Raw genomic sequence first — 21,805 nt, 5'->3', positions numbered from 1 at the left:
GTCGGGACCGTTCAAAATGACTGTTAGGCATTTTGAAGTTGGAAATAGAGCAAACGATGTTTGCATCATATTTACGACTCGTTAGCTCAGTTGGTAGAGCAATTGACTTTTAATCAATGGGTCGCTGGTTCGAGCCCAGCACGGGTCATGAATGCGGGTTTGGCGGAATTGGCAGACGCACCAGATTTAGGATCTGGCGCTTTCGGGCGTGGGGGTTCAAGTCCCTTAACCCGCATATAGGATATATAATAGGCCGGCTTAGCTCAGTTGGTAGAGCATCTGATTTGTAATCAGAGGGTCGCGTGTTCAAGTCATGTAGCCGGCATCCAATGCGAATGTAGTTCAGTGGTAGAACACCACCTTGCCAAGGTGGGGGTCGCGGGTTCGAATCCCGTCATTCGCTTGAGGCGCCGGGGTGGCGGAACTGGCAGACGCACAGGACTTAAAATCCTGCGAAGGGTGACCTTCGTACCGGTTCGATCCCGGTCCTCGGCAGATTTTGGAAAGATAGCGAAGAGGCTAAACGCGGCGGACTGTAAATCCGCTCCTTCGGGTTCGGGGGTTCGAATCCCTCTCTTTCCATATTTTTTACGGGCATAGTTTAAAGGTAGAACTAAGGTCTCCAAAACCTTCAGTGTGGGTTCAATTCCTACTGCCCGTGTTCATGGCGGATGTGGTGAAGTGGTTAACACATCAGATTGTGGCTCTGACATTCGGGGGTTCGATTCCCCTCATTCGCCTGTTTTATTATTGGGGTATAGCCAAGCGGTAAGGCAAGGGACTTTGACTCCCTCATGCGTTGGTTCGAATCCAGCTACCCCAGTTAAATCTTTAAGCCGGCGTGGCGGAATTGGCAGACGCGCTGGACTCAAAATCCAGTGTCCGCAAGGACGTGCCGGTTCGACCCCGGCCGCCGGTATAGCTTAAAGTTTGGAAACGTTGATTTATCAACGTTTCTTTTGTTTTTGGGTCAACTTTTGCTCACTATTTTCATCTTTGATGAAACTCTTTAACGCTAAAGATACCTTATTGTTTGTTCTTTAAATTATAGTACCTGTTTAGTTTTGTTGCTAGTTATCGTATTTGGGGCTAAACTGACTGACTTGAATGCTTTGTTTCTTAATTATCTGGGTTAGATCGTTACGTCTATACGTTACCATAGGAGATTACTTGCTGTTGACTGGTTTAATGGCTGATTTTTGAGTATTTGATGAAATCTGTATTGAGAATGTAAAGTAAGGATTGAATTTGTTCCCTATTGTTAATTGTGATAAAATAGTGTTATTAGAGGTTGGGGAGTGTGCTATGTCGGAACTTTTTAATAAGCTGATGGAACAAATTGAGATGCCACTTGAATGGAGACGTTCAAGTGTCTTTGTGTCTGGGGATATTCTTGAGGTGACCGTTCATAGTCTCAGTCGTCATTGGGAATTTCATTTTGCATTTTCTGAAATTTTGCCGATTGATGCTTATCGTGAACTATCTAGTCGCTTGCTGCAGACCTTTGAGAAAGCAGATATTCGAGCGACTTTTGATATTAAGGCGGAAAATAGCAGTGCTTCTGAGGAGTTGTTGCAGGCTTACTATCGAGAGGCTTTCGAGTTGCCCTTGTGTAATAACGCTAGCTTTAAAGCTTCTTTTGCTCATCTGACTGTTAAAACTATGGCTGACAAAGTCATTATTGAAGCGCCAGCTTTTGTTAATAATGAGCATTTTAGGAAAATCCATCTTCCTAGCTTGGAAAAACAGTTTGAGGCTTTTGGTTTTGGCCGAATTGCTTTTGATATCGAATCTCACGAGGAAATGACTCAGGAACTCAAGGAAGTGTTTACATCTTCTCGAGAAGCTTTGGTCGAAAAGGCTATTCAGGATAATTTGGAGGCTCAAAAATCCTTGGAAGCTATGGCTCCAGAAGTGGAAGTCAAAGAAGCACCTGCTACTGACTTTAAAGAACGCCTAGCGAAGCAGAAGCCGGCATTTGATAAGGCAGAGATTACCCGAATGGTTGATATTAATACAGAAGAAAATCGTATTACCTTTGAGGGCTTGGTTTTTGATGTGGAAAAAAAATCGACCAAAACTGGTCGGCATATCATCACCTTTAAAATGACCGATTATTCATCGAGTTTTGCCATGCAGAAGTGGGTGAAGGATGATGATGAACTGAAAAAATTTGACATGATTGCTAAAGGGAATTGGTTGCGTGTTCAGGGGAACATTGAGAATAATGCGTTTACCAAGTCTTTAACCATGAATGTGCAACAGGTCAAAGAGATTGTCCATAATCCTCGCAAGGATTTGATGCCAGAGGATCAAAAGCGTGTGGAGCTCCATGCTCACACCAACATGTCAACGATGGATGCTCTTCCGACAGTTGAGGATTTGATTGATACGGCAAAACGTTTTGGGCATAAGGCAATCGCCATCACGGATCATGCCAATGTGCAGAGTTTTCCGCATGGATATCACAAGGCGCGCAAAGCGGGAATTAAAGCTATTTTTGGTCTAGAAGCCAACATCGTTGAAGACTCGGTGCCTATTACTTATAATGAGGTACCGATGGCCCTAAAAGAGGGGACCTATGTAGTTTTTGATGTGGAAACGACAGGACTATCTGCGGTGCATAATAGTTTGATTCAGATTGCGGCATCTAAGATGTATAAGGGCAATATTATTGAGCAGTTTGATGAATTTATCGATCCTGGTCACCCGCTATCTTCCTTTACCACGGAGCTGACAGGCATCACTGATAATCACGTCAAGGGGTCAAAACCTTTGCGTCAAGTTTTGGAGGAATTTCAAGCCTTTTGCCAAGATACGGTATTGGTTGCTCATAACGCGACCTTTGACGTGGGCTTTATGAATGCTAATTATGAGCGAGAGGGGTTACCTCTCATCAGTCAGCCGGTTATCGATACATTGGAGTTTGCTAGAAACCTCTATCCCGAGTACAAGCGTCATGGTTTGGGGCCTTTGACCAAGCGTTTTCAAGTATCGCTAGAACACCATCACATGGCCAACTATGATGCTGAAGCGACGGGGCGTTTGCTCTTTATCTTTATCAATGATGTTTTTGATAGACACGGCATCACAAATCTTGAAGAGCTTAATACTAGGTTACTTTCGGATGATTCCTATAAAAAAGCCCGCATAAAACATGCGACGATTTATGTTCAAAATCAAAGAGGCTTAAAGAATATCTTCAAGCTGGTTAGTCTGTCTAATGTCAAGTATTTTGAAGGTGTGGCGAGAATTCCAAGGACAGTCTTAGACCAGCATCGTGAAGGGCTTCTGCTTGGAACGGCTTGCTCAGAAGGAGAAGTCTTTGATACCTTGCTGTCGTCAGGTATCGAAGCAGCCGTTGAAGTGGCTAAATACTATGATTTCATAGAGGTAATGCCGCCAGCAATCTATACACCGCTTGTTGCTAAAGATTTGATTAAGGATGAAGAAAGTGTCCGTCAGCTGATTCGTGATTTGATTGAAGTTGGTCGTCTTGCTGATAAGCCTGTCATGGCGACGGGAAATGTCCACTATCTTGAGCCAGAGGATGCTATTTACCGAGAGATTATTGTGCGCAGTTTGGGACAGGGTGCAATGATTAACCGCCCTATTGGCCGAGGAGAAGACGCACAGCCAGCTCCGCTGCCAGAAGCGCATTTTAGGACGACTAATGAAATGCTAGATGAGTTTGCATTTTTAGGAGAAGAGTTGGCCTATGAGCTAGTTGTGACAAATACTAACGCCTTTGCAGATAGGATAGATGAGGTAGAGGTGGTTAAAAAAGACCTCTACACCCCATACATTCCTCAAGCTGAGGAGCGGGTAGCAGAGCTGACCTATAAGAAGGCTTTTGAGATTTATGGTAATCCCTTGCCTGATATCATTGACCTTCGTATTGAAAAAGAGCTGACCTCTATTTTGGGAAATGGTTTTGCGGTGATCTATTTAGCCTCCCAGATGCTGGTTAACCGCTCTAACGAACGCGGGTATCTGGTAGGGTCTCGAGGCTCTGTTGGTTCTAGTTTTGTGGCAACGATGATTGGCATAACCGAGGTTAACCCTATGCCACCGCACTATGTCTGCCCGAATTGTCAACACAGCGAATTCATCACGGATGGCTCTTACGGTTCTGGTTATGATTTGCCAAATAAAGACTGTCCAGAATGCGGCACCCTTTATAAAAAAGATGGGCAGGATATTCCCTTTGAGACCTTCCTTGGTTTTGATGGGGATAAGGTACCAGATATTGATTTGAATTTCTCTGGGGATGATCAGCCGAGCGCTCACCTAGATGTTCGTGAGATTTTTGGAGAAGAGTATGCTTTCCGTGCAGGTACTGTTGGTACGGTTGCTGATAAGACAGCTTATGGCTTTGTTAAAGGCTATGAACGTGATTATGGAAAATTCTATCGCGATGCTGAGGTTGATCGCTTAGCTAAAGGTGCGGCAGGTGTTAAGCGAAATACGGGTCAGCATCCAGGTGGTATCGTTGTTATTCCAGATTATATGGACGTTTATGACTTTACACCAGTGCAGTTTCCTGCAGATGATGTCAATGCCGCTTGGCAGACCACTCACTTTAACTTCCATGATATCGATGAAAACGTCTTAAAGCTTGATGTCCTCGGGCATGATGATCCGACGATGGTACGTAAGTTGCAAGATTTGTCAGGTATTGATCCAAAGACAATATTGGCTGACGATCCGGGTGTGATGGCGCTTTTCTCAGGTACGGAGATTTTAGGAGTGACACCGGAGCAGATTGGGACACCGACGGGGATGCTTGGTATTCCAGAGTTCGGTACCAATTTTGTACGTGGCATGGTGGAAGAGACCAAGCCGACTACCTTTGCAGAGCTGTTGCAGTTGTCTGGTCTCTCACATGGTACAGACGTTTGGCTTGGTAATGCACAAGACTTGATTAAGCAGGGCATTGCGACTCTGTCAACGGTTATTGGTTGTCGAGATGATATCATGGTTTACCTCATGCATGCGGGACTTGAGCCTAAGATGGCCTTTAACATCATGGAGCGGGTTCGAAAAGGCATGTGGCTCAAGATTTCTGAAGATGAGCGCAATGGTTATATCCAAGCCATGCGGGATAATAACGTTCCAGACTGGTATATCGAATCCTGTGGGAAAATCAAGTACATGTTCCCTAAAGCCCACGCAGCTGCCTATGTGCTTATGGCTTTGCGTGTGGCTTACTTTAAGGTCCATCATCCGATTATGTATTATTGTGCCTATTTCTCTATCCGTGCCAAGGCATTTGAGCTAAAAACCATGTGTGCAGGTCTTTCCGCCGTCAAGGCTCGAATGAAGGACATCACCGAGAAAAAACAGCGCAACGAAGCAAGTAATGTTGAAAATGACCTATTTACGACTCTTGAAATCGTCAATGAGATGATGGAGCGTGGCTTTACATTTGGTCAGCTGGATCTCTATAAGTCTGATGCGACAGAGTTTCTTATCGAAGGTGATACCCTCATTCCACCATTTGTAGCTATGGATGGTCTAGGCGAGAACGTTGCTAAGCAATTGGTGGCAGCACGTCAAGAAGGAGAATTCCTTTCTAAAACGGAACTTCGTAAGCGTGGAGGCTTATCATCTACTTTGGTTGACAAATTAGATGAAATGGGAATCTTAGGTAATATGCCTGAGGACAATCAGCTTAGCCTTTTTGATGACCTCTTCTAGTTTTCCACCAGCTTTATGTTGCCTAAAATTGTCAGCGCTCTGGTTGCACGATGGGTTACCACTTAATGGTATCAGAGTTCTGATAGTCAGAATTTTTGACCAACGGCAACTAAAGGTCTATACTGGGACTATCAAATGGAAAAGAGAGTAATATGAAGTCATTTTGGATGAATCTAGCCGTAGCAGACCTTGAAAAAGCGGGTCAGTTTTATGAAGCCCTTGGTTTTTCGGTGGTGACTTTTGGTGATATCAAGTCAGCGACCTTGCCTGAGGGGGGAATCTGATCTTGATGCAGACAGATACCTTTGCCCAGCGTGTGCCTTTTCAGGTTGCGACCAGTGGCAATGAAGTGTTGATTTCAATCAATGTCGCAAGCAAAGAAGAAGTGGATCGTTTGGTGGAGCGTGTCGAGGCGAACGGCGGTCAGATTACAGGTCGTCCGACGGATGCTTACGGCTTCTATGGTGCCAGCTTTACGGATCTAGACAACCACCACTTTAATGTGATTGTGATGTGAGACAGGGCCAATCCAGTCTTTTGATAAAGTTATAAGGAGAAGTCAGATGCAAATTGTATTATGCTCCAGGAACCTGTGCCCTTGCCTGCTGGATTGCTCTGGAATGGGCAGGTGCAGACTATGAAGTGGAAAAGGTAAAACTTGGCTCACCTGAATACCTCAAGGTCAATCCTCTGGGGGCTGTGCCCGCCTTGGATGTGCCAGATTACCGTATCATCACTTAAGCCAGTGCAATCTTGCAGTATATTGCGGACCTTTATCCTGCGAGTGATTTGGGAGCCGACCCAGGAGCTGCAGCTCAGTCGGAGTTCAATGAATTGATTGGCTTTTTGACAGGGGACTTCCACCCAGCCTTCTGGCCAGTCTTTACACCGAATCGCTATACGGTATCAAAATCTGCCACAGCACTTGATGAGGCGGTACAGGCAGGCTACATTCGAGTGGATAGAGCTATGACCTACTTGGATAGCTTGATTGGGGACACGGACCATGTCTATCAAAACAAGCGGACGGTCTTAGATCCCTACGCCTACGTCATGGCTCGCTGGTCTGTCAAGACACCAAAACCATGGACAGACTATCCAAACCTAGCCCGCTTTATGCGTCACATGGATCAGGATTCTGCAGTGCAGAAAGTGAAGGAACTGTCTCATTAAATTGATAATTAGGGAAACGAACATCTCCCCACTATTTTTGGGATCTTATGAGGTGTTCGTTTTTGCTTGCCATATCAAGGATAGTCTGATAAAATTTTACTATATAGTGATAAAGAGGACACAATGACTGATTTCAAGAATAATGCTGTAAAAGCGATGGTTGTTTTGCGTAAGGCTTTTCGAACGATTGATACTAAGGCCTCAGAAAGTTTTAGAGAGTTTGACTTGACTCCTGCGCAATTTGGCGTTTTAGATGTCTTATATGCTAAAGGAAGGATGAAAGTCGGGGATCTTATTGAAAGTACCCTTGCGACTTCTGGTAATATGACGGTTGTTATTAAAAATATGGAGAAAAAAGGCTGGGTAACACGTCAGGTCTGTCAAAGTGATGGCCGAGCTTTTTGGATTGAATTGACAGCTGATGGTCGCCAGGTTATTGAAAATGCCCTCCCTGTGCACATCGAAAAAGTAGAAGAAATTTTCTCAGTCTTATCAGACGAAGAGCAAGTTCTTTTGATAAACCTCCTTAAGAAATTTAAAGCTTAGCCAATCACTAAACCATAACTAGTAGCTCCTATCGATTGATAGGAGTTTTTTTATTTAAAAAAAAATTCACAAAAAGGGTTGACATATGAATAAATATAAAATATAATCTAAATATACTAATAAAAATACAAAAAGAGGTTTACATATGAAATTGAAAAAATTAATGACGGTAGCTTTGACAACTGTGTCAGCACTCTCGCTTGTGGCTTGCGGAGGCGCTTCTAAAGATAGTAGTGAAACATCTTTGAAAGACATCCAAGAAAAAGGAAAGATGGTAGTAGCTATCAGCCCGGACTATGCACCATTTGAGTTTAAGACTTTGGTAGATGGTAAGGACACAATTGTTGGGGCTGACGTTGAAATTGCTAAAGCGATTGGAGAGAAGTTAGGTGTAGAGATTGAATTTTCAGCAATGAACTTTGACAATGTACTGGCAAGTCTTGCATCAGGAAAAGCAGATATGGCTATTTCTGGTATTTCACCAACTCCAGAGCGTGCTAAGAGCTTTGACTTTTCAGATGTCTATTATAATGCGGCTAATGTAGTGGTTATCAAAAAATCGAACTTAGATAAATACAAATCTGCAGATAGCTTCTCAGGTCAGTCTGTAGGAGCACAAAAAGGTTCTGTTCAAGAACCTATTGTAACAGAGCAATTGACAGGAAGTCATCTGGTTTCATTGACGCAGGTACCTGAGATGGTATTAGAGTTGAAAAATGGCAAAATAGAGGGAGTGGTTTTGGAAGAAACGATTGCTAAAGGCTATATCGAAAAACACGATGACCTTGCTATTGCAAATGTGACATTGAAAGAGAGTGAAGATGACTTAGGCAGTGCCATTGCAGTGCCAAAAGGGAATACCTCTTTGAAAGAAGCTATCAATGAAGTGCTCAAGGAATTGAAAGCTTCAGGGAAAATTGATACCTTTATCCAAGAAGCTTATGAACTCTCATTGACAGTAGAGTAACTAGCCATTGATTTTAACGGTATGATGCTGAAAACCACCTTAGGGTGGTTTTTTTGCATTCTGGCAAAGGGGAATGAATGGTTATTGAAAGTTTGTGAAATCACAAACGAAAACAACGTGTAAGCGCTACAAAACCTTTTGAAAACTCGGTTCAAAATCTTGCACTTTGTGAAAAAATCAAGTATGATATTAGCGTAATATGATTATATGGAGGCCATAATGGTTACACTTTCAAAAGAACAACATTTAGAAATGTTTCTAAAAATGGAACGCATTCGTGAATTCGATTTGCGTATCAATAAATTGGTTCGTCGCGGCTTTGTCCAAGGGATGACGCACTTCTCAGTTGGGGAAGAAGCGGCTAACGTTGGTGCGGTTCAACATTTGAGCTATGATGATATTTTCTTCTCAAACCACCGTGGTCACGGTCAGTCAATTGCCCAAGATATGGATTTGAATGGCATGATGGCAGAGCTTGCTGGTAAAGCAACAGGTGTGTCAAAAGGTCGTGGCGGCTCCATGCACGTTGCGGACTTCAAACGTGGAAACTATGGAACTAACGGTATCGTTGGTGGTGGTTACGCTATGGCTGTTGGTGCAGCTTTGACGCAACAATATAAAGGGACGAAAAATATCGTTGTTGCCTTCTCAGGAGATGGCGCGACAAATGAAGGTTCTTTCCATGAGTCTGTCAATATGGCAGCAACTTGGAAACTTCCAGTGATTTTCTTCATCATCAATAACCGTTATGGTATCTCAATGAGCATTGAAAATGCGACAAACACGCCACACCTTTACACACGTGCAGAGGCTTATGGCATTCCTGGTTTCTACTGTGAAGATGGTAATGATGTGCTTGCGGTTTATGAAACAATGGGCAAAGCTGTTGAACATGTTCGTGGTGGTAATGGCCCAGCGATTGTTGAGGTTGAATCATACCGTTGGTTTGGACATTCAACAGCGGATGCTGGTGTTTACCGTACAAAAGAAGAGGTTGATGAGTGGAAGAAAAAAGATCCAATGATCAAATACCGTCAATACTTAACAGCAGAAGGAATCGCAACAGATGAAGAGCTTGATGCTATCCAAGCACAAGTTAAGAAGGAAGTTGACGATGCTTACGAATTTGCTCAAAATAGTCCAGATCCAGAGCTTTCAGTAGCCTTTGAAGATATCTGGGTGGACTAAGATAGGTTTTAGCTTTAGTTTAACGAGAAAACGAAACGATTCAATTGAAGAAAGGAATAGGGTTCAGTTCTGTCTAAGTGATTGAACCCGAGCTGCTTGCTAGAGACAAAATGACAAGTTGCTTTGAAAATGTGTTTTCAGGCTTCTTCCTATTTTGGCTTTGTGGCAGATGCTCTTGGTATCTTATATTATGTCAGAAACAAAATTGATGGCTTTGCGTGAGGCGATTAACCTTGCGATGAGCGAAGAAATGCGTAAAGATGAAACAATTTTCCTCATGGGAGAAGATGTTGGTATTTATGGTGGTGACTTTGGAACCTCTGTTGGTATGCTTGAGGAATTTGGTGCAAAACGTGTTAAAGACACGCCAATCTCAGAAGCGGCTATCGCTGGTGCAGCGGTTGGTGCGGCTATCACAGGTCTTCGTCCAATTATTGACCTTACTTTCATGGATTTTATTACCATTGCGCTTGATGCTATCGTCAACAATGGTGCTAAAAACAACTATATGTTTGGTGGCGGTCTTAAGACGCCAGTTGTTTACCGTGTAGCGTCAGGGTCAGGAATTGGTTCGGCGGCACAACACTCACAATCTCTTGAAGCTTGGTTGACGCATATCCCAGGAATCAAGGTTGTTGCCCCAGGTAATGCCAATGACGCCAAAGGACTTTTGAAGTCAGCTATCCGTGATAACAACATTGTTATCTTTATGGAGCCTAAAGCTCTTTACGGTAAAAAAGAAGAAGTGAGTCAGGATCCAGACTTCTACTTGCCACTTGGTAAGGGAGAAATCAAACGTTCAGGTACTGATATTACAGTGGTATCTTATGGCCGTATGCTTGAGCGCGTGCTTCAAGCGGCTGAAGAAGTTGCTGCAGAAGGTATCAGCGTTGAGGTTGTTGACCCACGTACCCTTATCCCATTGGATAAAGAATTGATTATTGAATCTGTGAAGAAAACTGGTAAATTGATGCTTGTCAATGATGCTTACAAGACAGGTGGCTTTATTGGTGAAATCGCTACAATTGTAACTGAAAGTGAAGCCTTTGACTATCTTGACCATCCAATTGTTCGATTGGCATCAGAAGATGTGCCAGTGCCTTATGCACGTGTACTTGAGCAAGCGATTCTGCCAGATGTTGAAAAAATCAAAGCTGGTTTGCGTAAAATGGCAAACAAAGGAAACTAAGGCATAGAAAGGAAATTCAAACATGGCTTTTGAAGTAATTATGCCTAAGCTCGGTGTGGACATGCAAGAAGGTGAAATCATCGAGTGGAAAAAACAAGAGGGCGATGTCGTCAATGAAGGCGACGTCATCTTGGAAATGATGTCTGACAAGACCAGCATGGAGCTGGAAGCAGAAGAGTCAGGTGTCCTATTGAAAATTGTTCATGGAAACGGTGCAACTGTTCCCGTAACAGAAGTTATTGCCTACATCGGTGCAGAAGGTGAAACAGTCGAAGCGGGAAGTGCTCCTGTCGTGGAGCCGGCTGCTGCGATTGAGGAAGTGCCGGCAGGTCGCGCACCTGTTATCGTTGCACAAGCAGTGGTAGCTAAGCCACAAGGTGGTGGCAAGGTGCGTGCAACTCCAGCTGCTCGTAAGTTGGCACGTGAGCTTGGTATTGATTTGGGTCTTGTTCCAGGAACTGGTGCAAATGGCCGTGTCCACAAGGTTGACGTTGAAGACTTCAAGGGTGCAGCTCCTAAGGCAACACCGCTTGCGGCCCGCATTGCAACGGATTTGGGTATTGACCTGACAACCATTGTTGGTACAGGTGTCAATGGTAAAATCCTCAAGGAAGATGTCCTTGCTCAAGTAGCTCCGGCAGCAAGTACAGAAGCGACAGCAACTGCTCCTAAAGAAGAAAAACCAGCTAAAGAATTGCCAGAAGGCGTTGAAATCATCAAGATGAGCCCAATGCGTAAGGCGATTTCAAAAGGTATGGTCAACTCTTACTTGACTGCTCCGACATTTACGCTTAACTACGATATTGACATGACCAACCTCATGGCACTGCGTAAGCAGGTTCTTGAGCCAATCATGAACAAGACTGGTTTGAAAGTGACCTTTACAGACTTGATTGGTCTTGCGGTAACGCGTACCTTGATGAAAGAAGAACACCGCTACCTCAATGCATCATTGATTAACGACGCACAGGAAATCGAGTTGCACAAGTTTGTTAACCTTGGTATCGCGGTAGGTTTGGATGAAGGCTTGGTGGTGCCGGTTGTTCACGGTGCAGATAAGATGAGCTTGTCTGACTTCGTGGTAGCTTCAAAAGATGTTATCAAGAAGGCTCAATCTGGTAAGTTGAAGGGTGCTGAAATGTCAGGATCAACCTTCTCTATCACCAACTTGGGTATGTTTGGTACCAAAACCTTTAACCCAATCATCAACCAACCAAACTCAGCAATCCTTGGTGTTGCGGCAACTGTTCAAACACCAGTTGTCATCGACGGCGAAATCAAAATCCGTCCAATCATGGCACTTTGCTTGACCATTGACCACCGTATCGTTGACGGTATGAATGGTGCTAAGTTCATGGTCGACTTGAAGAACTTGCTGGAAAATCCATTGGAATTGTTGATCTGATAAGGTTTTATTGGTCGAAAATAACGGAATGTAGATTTCTGAATAGAAAATAAAGAAAGGGAATAAGAGCGAGAGAGTTTTAGCAATTGAACCCGAGCGGAAAGCTCGGAAAAATAGATAAATCGTTTAGAAAATCAGGATTTTCTACGATTTCCTAATTTTTCAGTCGCTTTCTCTTCGCTCTTGGTATCATAACTATGGCAATTGAAATTATTATGCCGAAACTTGGTGTCGATATGCAAGAAGGCGAAATCATCGAGTGGAAAAAACAAGAGGGTGATTTTGTCAACGAAGGTGATGTTATCTTGGAGATGATGTCAGACAAGACAAGCATGGAATTGGAAGCGGAAGAATCAGGTGTTCTTTTGAAAATCGTTCACGGTAACGGTGCAACAGTTCCTGTAACTGAAGTCATTGCTTACCTTGGTGCAGAAGGTGAAACAGTTGAAGTGGGTGCTGCACCTGCTCCAGCTGAAGTTGCTCAAGCAACTGCTGACTTGAAAGCAGCTGGTTTGGAAGTACCTGCAGCTCCTGCAGCAGCTCCACAAGCTCCTAAGGCTGAATTGGCAGCTGACGAGTACGATATGGTTGTTGTCGGTGGTGGTCCTGCTGGTTACTACGCAGCTATTCGTGGTGCTCAATTGGGCGGTAAAATCGCTATCGTTGAGAAATCAGAATTTGGTGGTACCTGCTTGAACAAGGGATGTATCCCAACTAAGACCTACCTTAAAAACGCTGAAATTCTTGACGGCTTGAAGATTGCCGCTGAGCGTGGTATCAACCTTGCTTCAACCAACTACACCGTTGACATGGACAAGACAGTCGACTTCAAGAACAAGGTTGTCAAGACCTTGACAGGTGGTGTAGCTGGTCTCTTGAAAGCTAACAAGGTAACCATCTTCAATGGTCTTGGTCAAGTAAATCCAGATAAGACTGTTGTGATTGGCGACAAGGTCATCAAAGGTCGTAGCATCGTTCTTGCAACAGGTTCGAAAGTATCACGCATCAACATCCCAGGTATTGATTCTAAGTTGGTATTGACTTCTGATGATATCCTTGACTTGCGTGAAATTCCTAAGTCACTCACTGTTATGGGTGGTGGCGTAGTCGGTGTGGAACTTGGTTTGGTTTACGCATCATACGGCACAGAAGTCACAGTTGTTGAAATGGCTGACCGTATCATTCCAGGTATGGACCGCGAAGTGTCTGTTGAATTGCAAAAAGTCCTTTCTAAGAAAGGTATGAAATTCTTGACATCTGTTGGTGTATCTGAAATCGTTGAAGCCAACAACCAGTTGACCATCAAATTGAACGACGGCTCAGAAATCGTTTCTGAAAAAGCCCTTCTTTCAATCGGTCGTGTACCACAATTGGCTGGTCTTGAAAATCTTAACCTTGAACTAGACCGCGGTCGTATCAAGGTCAACGAATACCAAGAAACATCAATCCCAGGTATCTACGCACCAGGTGATGTCAACGGTACTAAGATGTTGGCACACGCTGCTTACCGTATGGGTGAAGTGGCAGCTGAAAATGCTATTCACGGTAACCACCACAAAGCGAAGTTGGACTTCACACCAGCAGCGGTTTACACACACCCAGAAATCGCTATGGTTGGTTTGACAGAAGACCAAGCAATCGAGAAATACGGTAAAGAAAATATCCTTATCGGTCGCAACAGCTTCACTGGTAACGGTCGTGCCATTGCTTCTAACGAAGCACATGGATTCGTTAAAGTTATCGCTGATAAGAAATACCATGAAGTTCTTGGTGTTCATATCATTGGTCCAGTTGCAGCAGAAATGATCAACGAAGCCGCAACCATCATGGAATCTGAGTTGACAGTTGACGACGTGGCAGCATCTATCCACGGTCACCCAACTTTCTCAGAGGTTATGTATGAAGCCTTCCTTGACGTTCTTGGCGTGGCAATCCACAACCCACCAAAACGTAAATAAATAAGTCAGAGAACGGTAACTTTTAAGAAATGTGATGTTGCCATCTCACCTCTGCGTAGTTGAGTAGACTTCTAAAGGTTGATTTGCTCAACGTATTAGAGAGTGGTCAACCACTGCGTTTTGGTCGTAGAACCAAATAAATCATTGAGGATAAGAACTTTCTAAGTCTTAAACTAGAAAAGAGCTACTGCTATTATCGAGCAGTAGCTCTTTTCGTTGTGAGTTTCGTTTGATTTTTGATTAAAATCCGTGTTTTAACGCCTGGTCGCTATAGTGAACTAGCTAACGCTTAACTCAAACTAGGTAAGAGACATAGCTCGTCGACACAGGGTCTTTTTCTTCATTGCTTGATAATAAGAAGCATTTTTTGATTTTTATGCACTTAGGGCTTGACAATGTGCGGTCATCAGTTTATTATTTATATATGCTTAAAATAAACATATAAGAAAAATAAACTCATGGAGGTGACAGATGTATTATCCCGTTCCATCGCCAGTGATTGAGTTTTTGGTGTTAGGTATGGTAAATCAATCGCCGTCCTACGGCTACGAGATTTGCCAAACGTTACGACAAGTCACGCCTATCAAGGAGTCGACACTCTACCCTATCTTGAAAAAGATGGAAGTAAACGGCTGGCTCAGCACCTACACAGAGGCTCATCAAGGCAGACAGCGTAAGTATTACCAGCCGACGTCAGCAGGACGTGAGCAGTTGGTATTTTTGGAGGAGGAATGGCTACGCTACTCAACAGCCATTCTCAAGATAGCAAAAGGAGGTCAAGCATGACAGGTCAAGCATTTTTAGCAGCGCTAGAACAGGAGCTAGATGGGTTATCAACCGAGACACGAGCGGAGGCGCTAGCATTTTTCAAAGAGTATGTGGCTGAGGCAGGTGATGATTTGGAGGCCATAGCTGCGCTGGGAAGTCCAGAGATGGTGGCAAAAGAATTGATTGAAGAACTGAGAGCGCGTGATATTTTGGAGGAACAAATTCAGGAACCAGTATCTGTTCAAACTGACTGGGTACAGGCTGATAAAATCACAGCCGAGCTCATAGACATCGACCTTAAAATCAAGGTGGCTGACGTTCCTAAAGTCTCGGTCAATTATGACGATAGACTGTCTAATCTCCTATCAGTGACTGAACAGGACGGTGTCTTGACCATCAAACAATTGGATCGACTCCCTGCTACAAGTAGGGTCGTGAGTGCCCAGCTTCTTTCCCGAGTGGTCAATTTTAGCAAATTTTCTACAGGTATCAGCCGGATGGAGGTGCTGGTACCACGGGGGCTAGTATTGCCTGCTTTGCAGATAACGTCGGAACATTCGGATGTTGCCCTATTTCAACTGGTTGCTGATAAGGTCAGCGTGACTTTGGGAGATGGTGATTTGGAGGTCAAAGGTGGGCAGATAGCAGCGCTTTTGGCTCGACTATCAAATGGTGACTTAGACATCACAGATGGTATCGTGTCGCAAGGAGTTTTAACGTTGACAAATGGAGATTTAGACGTGACAGGTAGTCGGATTGACGAAGTCCGTGGGAAACTTGCAAATGGCGACATGGAGATGAGTGCTAGCCGAGTGTCAACGGCAGTCTTTGACTTGAGCAATGGCGACGTTGAGCTTGCTGAAACTGATTTTTCAGATATGACGATTAAGGTAGCCAATGGTGAAGTTGAGGTTTTGCTGAGTGACCATCAAAAGGCGATCACAGCCATTATTGCTACAGCAGTTTGGGGAGAGTATAATGTTTTTGGCCATTCTGGTGAAAATAACACCTATCATCATCAGCCAGAAAAAAACCAAGCCAGTCTAACGGTGACCAGTGCCTCTGGCGATATTGAAATCCATTAAAAGGCAAGCCGTAAGGCTTGTTTTTTGCGACCGTTTTCACTAAAATAGAGAAAGAAGAAATTGGAGGTTTTTTCATGAAATATATCGTAAACACAAGTAACAATCCAGCCTATAACATCGCTCTTGAAGCCTATGCCTTCAAGGAATTGCAGCAAGAAGACGAACTCTTTATCTTGTGGATAAATGAACCAGCCATCATTATTGGTAAGCATCAAAATGCGGTGCAAGAAATCAATAAAGAATACACTGATGCAAACGGGATTCATGTCGTTCGTCGCCTATCAGGAGGTGGTGCGGTTTATCATGATTTGAATAACCTTAACTACACCATCATTTCAAATAAATCTGAGGAGGGAGCATTTGATTTTAAAACCTTCTCTCAACCAGTGATTGAAACCCTTGCAGATTTGGGTGTGACAGCGGAGTTTACAGGACGTAACGACCTTGAAATTGATGGCAAGAAATTCTGTGGGAACGCGCAAGCCTATTACAAAGGGCGTATGATGCACCATGGTTGTCTGCTTTTTGATGTTGATATGACCGTTCTAGGTGAGGCGCTGAAGGTGTCAAAAGACAAAATCGAGTCTAAGGGTGTTAAGTCTGTACGAGCGCGTGTGACAAACATTTTGAATGAACTGCCTGAAAAAATCACGGTTAATCAATTTGCGGATAAGATTTTGGATAAGATGAAAGAACACTACCCAGACATGACCGAGTATGTCTTGTCTGAGGACGAGCTTGCTACTATCCAAAAATCATGTGACGAGCAGTTTTCGACTTGGGACTGGACTTACGGTAAAGCACCAGAATACACGGTTGAGCGTAGCGTTCGTTACCCAGCTGGTAAGATCACTAGCTACGTCCAAGCGGAAAATTCTGTGATTCAAGGGCTTAAGATTTACGGAGATTTCTTTGGTATCGGCGATGTATCGGATGTTGAAAATCTCCTTATCGGGACACGTTATGAGTATGCGGATGTTTTGGAAAAATTGCAGAGCATTGACACGACGCACTATTTCTCACGCATGACGGTTGAGGAAGTGGCTAAAGCGATTGTGGCTTAAAAAGCATCGGTGTCAGGACGGCGTCTTTGCTCCAGTGAAGATTAACTGAAAAGTTCTTCTTTCCTATCTTCTCGTGACATTATCAAAAGGCTTGAAACGATTGTGTTTCAGGCCTTTTTATCAGTTGTTCTGAGAAAAGTATCCCTTACTAGGATGGTATTTTTGATGATGATAAGGTTGTCGAGATAGATTTTGGAAGATTTTGATAGATTTTGATTGACAAGGAGAAGGGGTTAGGGTATAATAATAACTGTAAACGATTGCAGGAAGGGGAGAAATGCTAAAATCTGAACGCAAACAAATTATTTTAGATAAAATAGCCCAGCAGGGTTTTGTCAGTTTAGAGGAACTTATCCCTCTTTTAGACTCTTCTGAATCGACGGTTAGACGGGATTTGGACGAGTTAGAAGCAGAGCAAAAACTTCACCGAGTGCACGGAGGAGCTGAGCTTAAACATCATTTACAAGAAGAACTCACAAATAGTCAAAAATCTGTCAAAAACGTTCAAGAAAAGATGAGGATTGTTCATAAGGCGCTAGAGTTTATCAAGCCAAACGATGTTATTTTCATCGATGCAGGAACGACCAATGCTCTCCTTGTTGAGCATTTGAATAGGAATGATGTCACAGTTGTGACCAATTCTATTCATCATGCAGCTAGATTGGTTGAAAAAGACATTAAGACCATTATTATCGGTGGTCTTGTCAAACACTCTACGGATGCTAGCATTGGTAATATGGCGATACAGCAGATTAAACATCTCAATTTTGACAAGGCTTTTGTAGGCATGAATGGGTTTGATACAGGCTACTTTACGACGCCAGATATGGACGAGGCGGCTGTTAAAGGCTTAATCATTGAAAGTGCTAAGGAATCCTATGTTTTGGCAGATTCTTCAAAAATCGGTCATGTTTCTTTTGTGAATGTGGCACCAATTGAAAATGCGACCATTATCATCAATCAAACTGATAATAAATGGCTTGCTAGTATAAAGGAGAAAACGAAGGTAATCGAGGTATGATTTATACAGTAACTCTTAATCCTTCTATCGACTTTATTGTTCGTATCGATAGGGTTGAACTAGGTAGTGTCAATCGTATGGATAGCGACGATAAGTTTGTTGGAGGAAAAGGGATAAATGTTAGTCGAGTCCTAAAACGATTAGGACATGAGACGGCAGCGACAGGATTCGTCGGTGGGTTTACAGGGAAATTTATCACCGATGGCTTGGCTGCTGAGGATATTTCTAGTCGGTTTGTGACCGTGAACCAGGACACTCGTATTAACGTCAAGATAAAAGCTGATCAGGAGACCGAAATCAACGGTGCAGGTCCCTTTGTGACAGTTGATCAACTTGAAGCTTTAAAAATGATTTTAGCCTCTTTGACGGATCAAGATACGGTTGTCTTTGCAGGATCCGCACCAGCAAATTTAGGAAATGAAGTTTATAAAGAGCTCATTCCTGTAGCTAAAAAAGCTGGTGCAGAAGTTGTTTGTGATTTTGAAGGACAAACCCTATTGGATTCATTAGCTTATGAGCCCTTGTTAGTCAAACCCAATAACCATGAGTTGGAAGCGATTTTTGGTGTTGAATTAAAAGGTTTGCCTGATGTGGAAAAATACGCACGGGAAATCATCGCAAAAGGTGCTAAAAATGTTATCGTTTCGATGGCAGGTGACGGTGCTCTGCTCGTTACTCCAGAGGCGGCTTATTTTGCAAAGCCAATCAAGGGAACTGTGAAAAACTCTGTTGGAGCAGGTGATTCTATGGTGGCAGGCTTTACTGGCGAATACGTTCGCTCAAAAGATCCGGTAGAAGCTCTTAAGTGGGGTGTTGCTTGTGGAACGTCAACAGCCTTTTCAGATGATTTGGCAGGCATTGAATTTATTAAAGAAACTTATGAAAAAGTAGAGGTAGAAAAACGATGAAAATTCAAGATTTATTGAAAAAAGAGCTGATGTTGCTTGATCTTCAAGCCATCTCAAAAGAAGCAGCTATTGACGAGATGATCTCAAATCTGCTTGACAAAGGGATTATCCATGATTTTGATGTTTTCAAACAAGGCATCATGACTCGTGAAGAGCAAATGACTACTGGTTTGGGTGATGGTATTGCGATGCCACATGCGAAAAATATCGTTGTTGCTGAGCCAGCTGTTCTTTTTGCAAAATCAAACAAGGGTGTTGATTATGCTTCGCTTGATGGTCAACCAACAGACCTCTTCTTTATGATTGCAGCGCCTCAAGGTGCTAATGACACACACTTGGCAGCTCTTGCTGAACTGTCAAAATATTTGTTGAAACCAGGTTTTGCAGATAAATTGCGTGGAGTAAACTCTGCAGAAGAAGTGATTGCTATTTTTGATGAGGTTGAAGCAGCAGATAAGGCAGCTGAAGAAGTGGTTGCTACTCCAAGTGGTGACCGTCCATTTATCGTAGCAGTTACAGCTTGTACAACAGGTATTGCCCACACTTACATGGCAGAAGAAGCACTTAAGAAACAAGCTGCTGAAATGGGTGTTGACATCAAGGTTGAAACCAACGGTGCTTCAGGTATTGGCAACAAACTAACTGCTGAAGACATCAAAAATGCAGCTGGTGTTATCATCGCAGCAGACAAGGCTGTTGAAATGCCTCGCTTCAATGGCAAACCATTGGTATCTCGTCCAGTTGCTGCTGGTATCAAGCAACCAGAAGAATTGATCAACATCATCTTGGACGGTAAAGCATCTGCTTATACTGCAACAGAAGCAACTGCGGCTGCGGAGTCTTCAGAAAAACTCAGTCTTGGTAAAGCCTTCTATAAACACTTGATGAGCGGTGTTTCTCAAATGTTGCCATTCGTTATCGGTGGTGGTATCTTGATCGCCCTTGCTTTCTTGGCAGATAATCTCATCGGTGTGCCGAACGATAGCCTTGGCAGTCTTGGTTCATACAACGAAATCGCAGCTATGTTCATGAAGATTGGGCAAGCAGCATTTGGCTTCATGTTGCCACTTCTTGCAGGTTACATTGCTTACTCAATCGCTGAAAAACCAGGTTTGGTTGCAGGTTTCGTAGCTGGTGCAATTGCTAGCAGCGGTCTTGCATTTGGTAAAATCCCTTACGCAGCTGGTGGTGAAGCGACTCAAGCCCTTGCTGGTGTATCATCTGGTTTCTTGGGTGCCCTTGTTGGTGGTTTCCTTGCAGGTGGTGTGGTGCTTGTGCTTCGTAACGCATTGCGTAACTTGCCAAAATCACTTCAAGGTTTGAATGCTATCTTGCTCTTGCCACTTTTGGGTACAGCTATCACTGGTTTCTTGATGTTCTTTGTCAACATCCCAATGGCAGCTATCAACACTGGTATGAACGATTTCCTTTCAGGTCTTGAAGGTAGCTCTGCTATTCTCCTCGGCCTTGTCCTTGGTGGTATGATGGCAGTCGATATGGGTGGTCCAGTCAACAAGGCAGCTTATGTCTTCGGTACAGGTACGCTTGCAGCGACTGTTGCAAATGGTGGATCTGTTGCAATGGCAGCGGTTATGGCTGGTGGTATGGTTCCACCATTGGCAGTCTTTGTAGCAACTCTTCTTTTCAAAGACAAATTCACACAAGAAGAGCGTAACTCAGGTTTGACAAACATCGTTATGGGTCTGTCATTCATCACTGAAGGTGCGATTCCATTTGGTGCTGCTGACCCAGCTCGTGCAATCCCAAGCTTTATTGCTGGTTCTGCTCTTGCAGGTGCCTTGGTTGGTTTGTCAGGCATTCAATTGATGGCTCCTCACGGTGGTATCTTCGTTATCGCCTTGACATCTAACCCATTCTTGTACCTTGCTTATGTGGCAATTGGTGCAGTGGTTTCAGGTATTCTTTACGGTTACCTTCGTAAAGCGAAATAATAACAAAGCATTGTCTGGTCTTGTTTTGAAGAGCGGGCAATGTTTTTTTCTGCGATTGGGTAATAGATCTTGTTTAAGGAGGAAACTTATAGCGTGTCAATAGTCACTAGGAGGCTCTTCATCTAGTGGCGTTTCGGGTTTAATTGATTGACTTTAATCGTAAAAAGAGTATAATCAATTTATTAATAATTAGTGATAAAGGAGCGCGATGATGTCTACTGTTTTAATTGTAAAAGCCCATCCCTTAGACGCCAAAAAATCCTACGCGGTACGAGCTTTGGAAGACTTTCAAGCACGTTACGCCAGTTTGCACCCAGAGGATAAGATAGAAATCGTCGATGTCTTTGAGGACCAGGTTCCAGCCTTGGACAAGTCCTTGTTAGAGGCTATGGGAGCTGTCAAAAAAGGTGAAAGTATTAGTCCTAAGCAAAGAGAGCGATTGGATCGTTACAATGCCTTGACCCAGCAATTTCTTGCAGCAGATAAGATTGTCATCGTCAACCCTCTCTGGAATCTCAATGTGCCAAGCCAGCTGGTGTCTTGGATAAACACCATTAACGTCGCAGGTCTGACCTTCAAGTATGGGCCAGAAGGCTCTGTCGGCTTGGTCAAGGGAAAAAAACTTCTCCATATCCAGTCAAACGGTGGCGTCTATGCAGGCAAGGACCCTGCAGCCCAGTACATCAAGTCTGTCTTTGAATTTCTTGGATTTGAAGACAGTCATCAGGTCTTTATCGAGGGGCAATCGGCCGATCCAAGTCAGGCTGAGGCTATCTATGACGAAGCTATGGTGAAAATTGATAAGATTTTGGAAAGATTTTAGTGAAAGGAATTTGGCACTGCCAAGTCCTTTTTTTGTTTGCAATTAACATTAAGGCTTG

General features: G+C 43.5%; 18 protein-coding genes and 10 tRNA genes. All 28 read left to right on the top strand.

All coding sequences use genetic code 11. The annotated features are described in order from the left end of the window. Positions 1-75 precede the first annotated feature (75 nt). The 28 genes from G575_RS0109740 to G575_RS0109615 all read left to right on the top strand — a co-directional run bounded on the left by G575_RS0109740 (position 76) and on the right by G575_RS0109615 (position 21,747). Positions 76-148 (top strand) — tRNA-Lys (locus G575_RS0109740). A 5-nt stretch (positions 149-153) separates the two neighbouring features. Continuing rightward, a tRNA-Leu gene (locus G575_RS0109735) sits at positions 154-235 on the top strand. 17 nt (positions 236-252) lie between these two features. Beyond that, positions 253-325: transfer RNA gene (locus G575_RS0109730), tRNA-Thr, on the top strand. A gap of 6 nt (positions 326-331) precedes the next feature. Further along, a tRNA-Gly gene (locus G575_RS0109725) sits at positions 332-403 on the top strand. 6 nt (positions 404-409) lie between these two features. Next, a tRNA-Leu gene (locus tag G575_RS0109720) sits at positions 410-495 on the top strand. Between the two features lie 6 nt (positions 496-501). Next, positions 502-582 (top strand) — tRNA-Tyr (locus G575_RS0109715). A gap of 8 nt (positions 583-590) precedes the next feature. Beyond that, positions 591-661 (top strand) — tRNA-Trp (locus tag G575_RS0109710). A gap of 6 nt (positions 662-667) precedes the next feature. Beyond that, positions 668-740 (top strand) — tRNA-His (locus G575_RS0109705). 11 nt (positions 741-751) lie between these two features. Then, positions 752-823 (top strand) — tRNA-Gln (locus G575_RS0109700). Between the two features lie 12 nt (positions 824-835). Next, positions 836-919, top strand: a tRNA-Leu gene (locus G575_RS0109695). 386 nt (positions 920-1,305) lie between these two features. After that, positions 1,306-5,700 (top strand): PolC-type DNA polymerase III, encoded by a 4,395-nt coding sequence (locus tag G575_RS0109690; protein ID WP_027972557.1) that lies wholly within the window; start codon positions 1,306-1,308, stop codon positions 5,698-5,700. Positions 5,701-5,852: 152 nt separating this feature from the next. After that, positions 5,853-5,984: a hypothetical protein gene (locus tag G575_RS12600; protein ID WP_281168258.1), complete on the top strand. Its 132-nt coding sequence runs from the start codon at positions 5,853-5,855 to the stop codon at positions 5,982-5,984. Between the two features lie 5 nt (positions 5,985-5,989). Next, positions 5,990-6,217 (top strand): VOC family protein, encoded by a 228-nt coding sequence (locus tag G575_RS12500; RefSeq protein ID WP_051177030.1) that lies wholly within the window; start codon positions 5,990-5,992, stop codon positions 6,215-6,217. 53 nt (positions 6,218-6,270) lie between these two features. Beyond that, entirely contained in the window at positions 6,271-6,441 is a 171-nt protein-coding gene (locus G575_RS12495; RefSeq protein WP_245562421.1) for a glutathione S-transferase N-terminal domain-containing protein, read from the top strand. A gap of 12 nt (positions 6,442-6,453) precedes the next feature. Then, positions 6,454-6,873 (top strand): glutathione S-transferase family protein, encoded by a 420-nt coding sequence (locus tag G575_RS11445; RefSeq protein WP_245562419.1) that lies wholly within the window; start codon positions 6,454-6,456, stop codon positions 6,871-6,873. Positions 6,874-6,996: 123 nt separating this feature from the next. Further along, positions 6,997-7,419: a MarR family winged helix-turn-helix transcriptional regulator gene (locus G575_RS0109675; RefSeq protein ID WP_027972556.1), complete on the top strand. Its 423-nt coding sequence runs from the start codon at positions 6,997-6,999 to the stop codon at positions 7,417-7,419. 151 nt (positions 7,420-7,570) lie between these two features. Next, the gene (locus G575_RS0109670; protein ID WP_281168259.1) at positions 7,571-8,386 is read left to right on the top strand and encodes an ABC transporter substrate-binding protein; all 816 of its coding nucleotides are present in this window, start codon (positions 7,571-7,573) and stop codon (positions 8,384-8,386) included. 219 nt (positions 8,387-8,605) lie between these two features. Beyond that, positions 8,606-9,574, top strand: a complete 969-nt coding sequence (locus tag G575_RS0109665) for a thiamine pyrophosphate-dependent dehydrogenase E1 component subunit alpha (protein ID WP_027972554.1) — start codon at positions 8,606-8,608, stop codon at positions 9,572-9,574. 190 nt (positions 9,575-9,764) lie between these two features. Continuing rightward, on the top strand, positions 9,765-10,763 hold the full coding sequence (locus G575_RS0109660; RefSeq protein ID WP_027972553.1) for an alpha-ketoacid dehydrogenase subunit beta: 999 nt from the start codon (positions 9,765-9,767) through the stop codon (positions 10,761-10,763). Between the two features lie 22 nt (positions 10,764-10,785). Beyond that, positions 10,786-12,168 (top strand): dihydrolipoamide acetyltransferase, encoded by a 1,383-nt coding sequence (locus tag G575_RS0109655; protein ID WP_027972552.1) that lies wholly within the window; start codon positions 10,786-10,788, stop codon positions 12,166-12,168. Positions 12,169-12,365: 197 nt separating this feature from the next. Then, positions 12,366-14,126, top strand: coding sequence for a dihydrolipoyl dehydrogenase (gene lpdA / locus G575_RS0109650; RefSeq protein ID WP_027972551.1), 1,761 nt, complete (start codon positions 12,366-12,368; stop codon positions 14,124-14,126). A gap of 471 nt (positions 14,127-14,597) precedes the next feature. Continuing rightward, positions 14,598-14,912 carry a PadR family transcriptional regulator gene (locus G575_RS0109645; RefSeq protein ID WP_027972550.1) on the top strand — a complete coding sequence of 105 codons (315 nt, stop codon included), beginning with the start codon at positions 14,598-14,600 and terminating at the stop codon, positions 14,910-14,912. Continuing rightward, positions 14,909-15,979: a DUF4097 family beta strand repeat-containing protein gene (locus G575_RS0109640; RefSeq protein ID WP_027972549.1), complete on the top strand. Its 1,071-nt coding sequence runs from the start codon at positions 14,909-14,911 to the stop codon at positions 15,977-15,979. Before G575_RS0109645 ends, G575_RS0109640 begins: the two co-directional genes overlap by 4 nt. 74 nt (positions 15,980-16,053) lie before the next feature. After that, positions 16,054-17,043 carry a lipoate--protein ligase gene (lplA, locus tag G575_RS0109635; RefSeq protein WP_027972548.1) on the top strand — a complete coding sequence of 330 codons (990 nt, stop codon included), beginning with the start codon at positions 16,054-16,056 and terminating at the stop codon, positions 17,041-17,043. Positions 17,044-17,320: 277 nt separating this feature from the next. Next, positions 17,321-18,064 carry a DeoR/GlpR family DNA-binding transcription regulator gene (locus G575_RS0109630; RefSeq protein WP_027972547.1) on the top strand — a complete coding sequence of 248 codons (744 nt, stop codon included), beginning with the start codon at positions 17,321-17,323 and terminating at the stop codon, positions 18,062-18,064. Beyond that, positions 18,061-18,972, top strand: a complete 912-nt coding sequence (gene pfkB / locus G575_RS0109625) for a 1-phosphofructokinase (RefSeq protein ID WP_027972546.1) — start codon at positions 18,061-18,063, stop codon at positions 18,970-18,972. The genes G575_RS0109630 and pfkB overlap by 4 nt, the downstream gene beginning before the upstream one ends. After that, positions 18,969-20,924 carry a PTS fructose transporter subunit IIABC gene (locus tag G575_RS0109620; RefSeq protein WP_027972545.1) on the top strand — a complete coding sequence of 652 codons (1,956 nt, stop codon included), beginning with the start codon at positions 18,969-18,971 and terminating at the stop codon, positions 20,922-20,924. Before pfkB ends, G575_RS0109620 begins: the two co-directional genes overlap by 4 nt. Before the next feature lie 211 nt (positions 20,925-21,135). Continuing rightward, positions 21,136-21,747, top strand: coding sequence for an FMN-dependent NADH-azoreductase (locus G575_RS0109615; protein WP_027972544.1), 612 nt, complete (start codon positions 21,136-21,138; stop codon positions 21,745-21,747). The last annotated feature ends 58 nt before the right edge of the window (positions 21,748-21,805 follow it).

This window comes from Streptococcus plurextorum DSM 22810 (genome assembly GCF_000423745.1).
Taxonomy (GTDB): Bacteria; Bacillota; Bacilli; order Lactobacillales; family Streptococcaceae; genus Streptococcus; species Streptococcus plurextorum.
The sequence above is the reverse complement of the archived record's forward strand: the minus strand, read 5'-3'. Positions and strand labels throughout refer to the sequence as shown.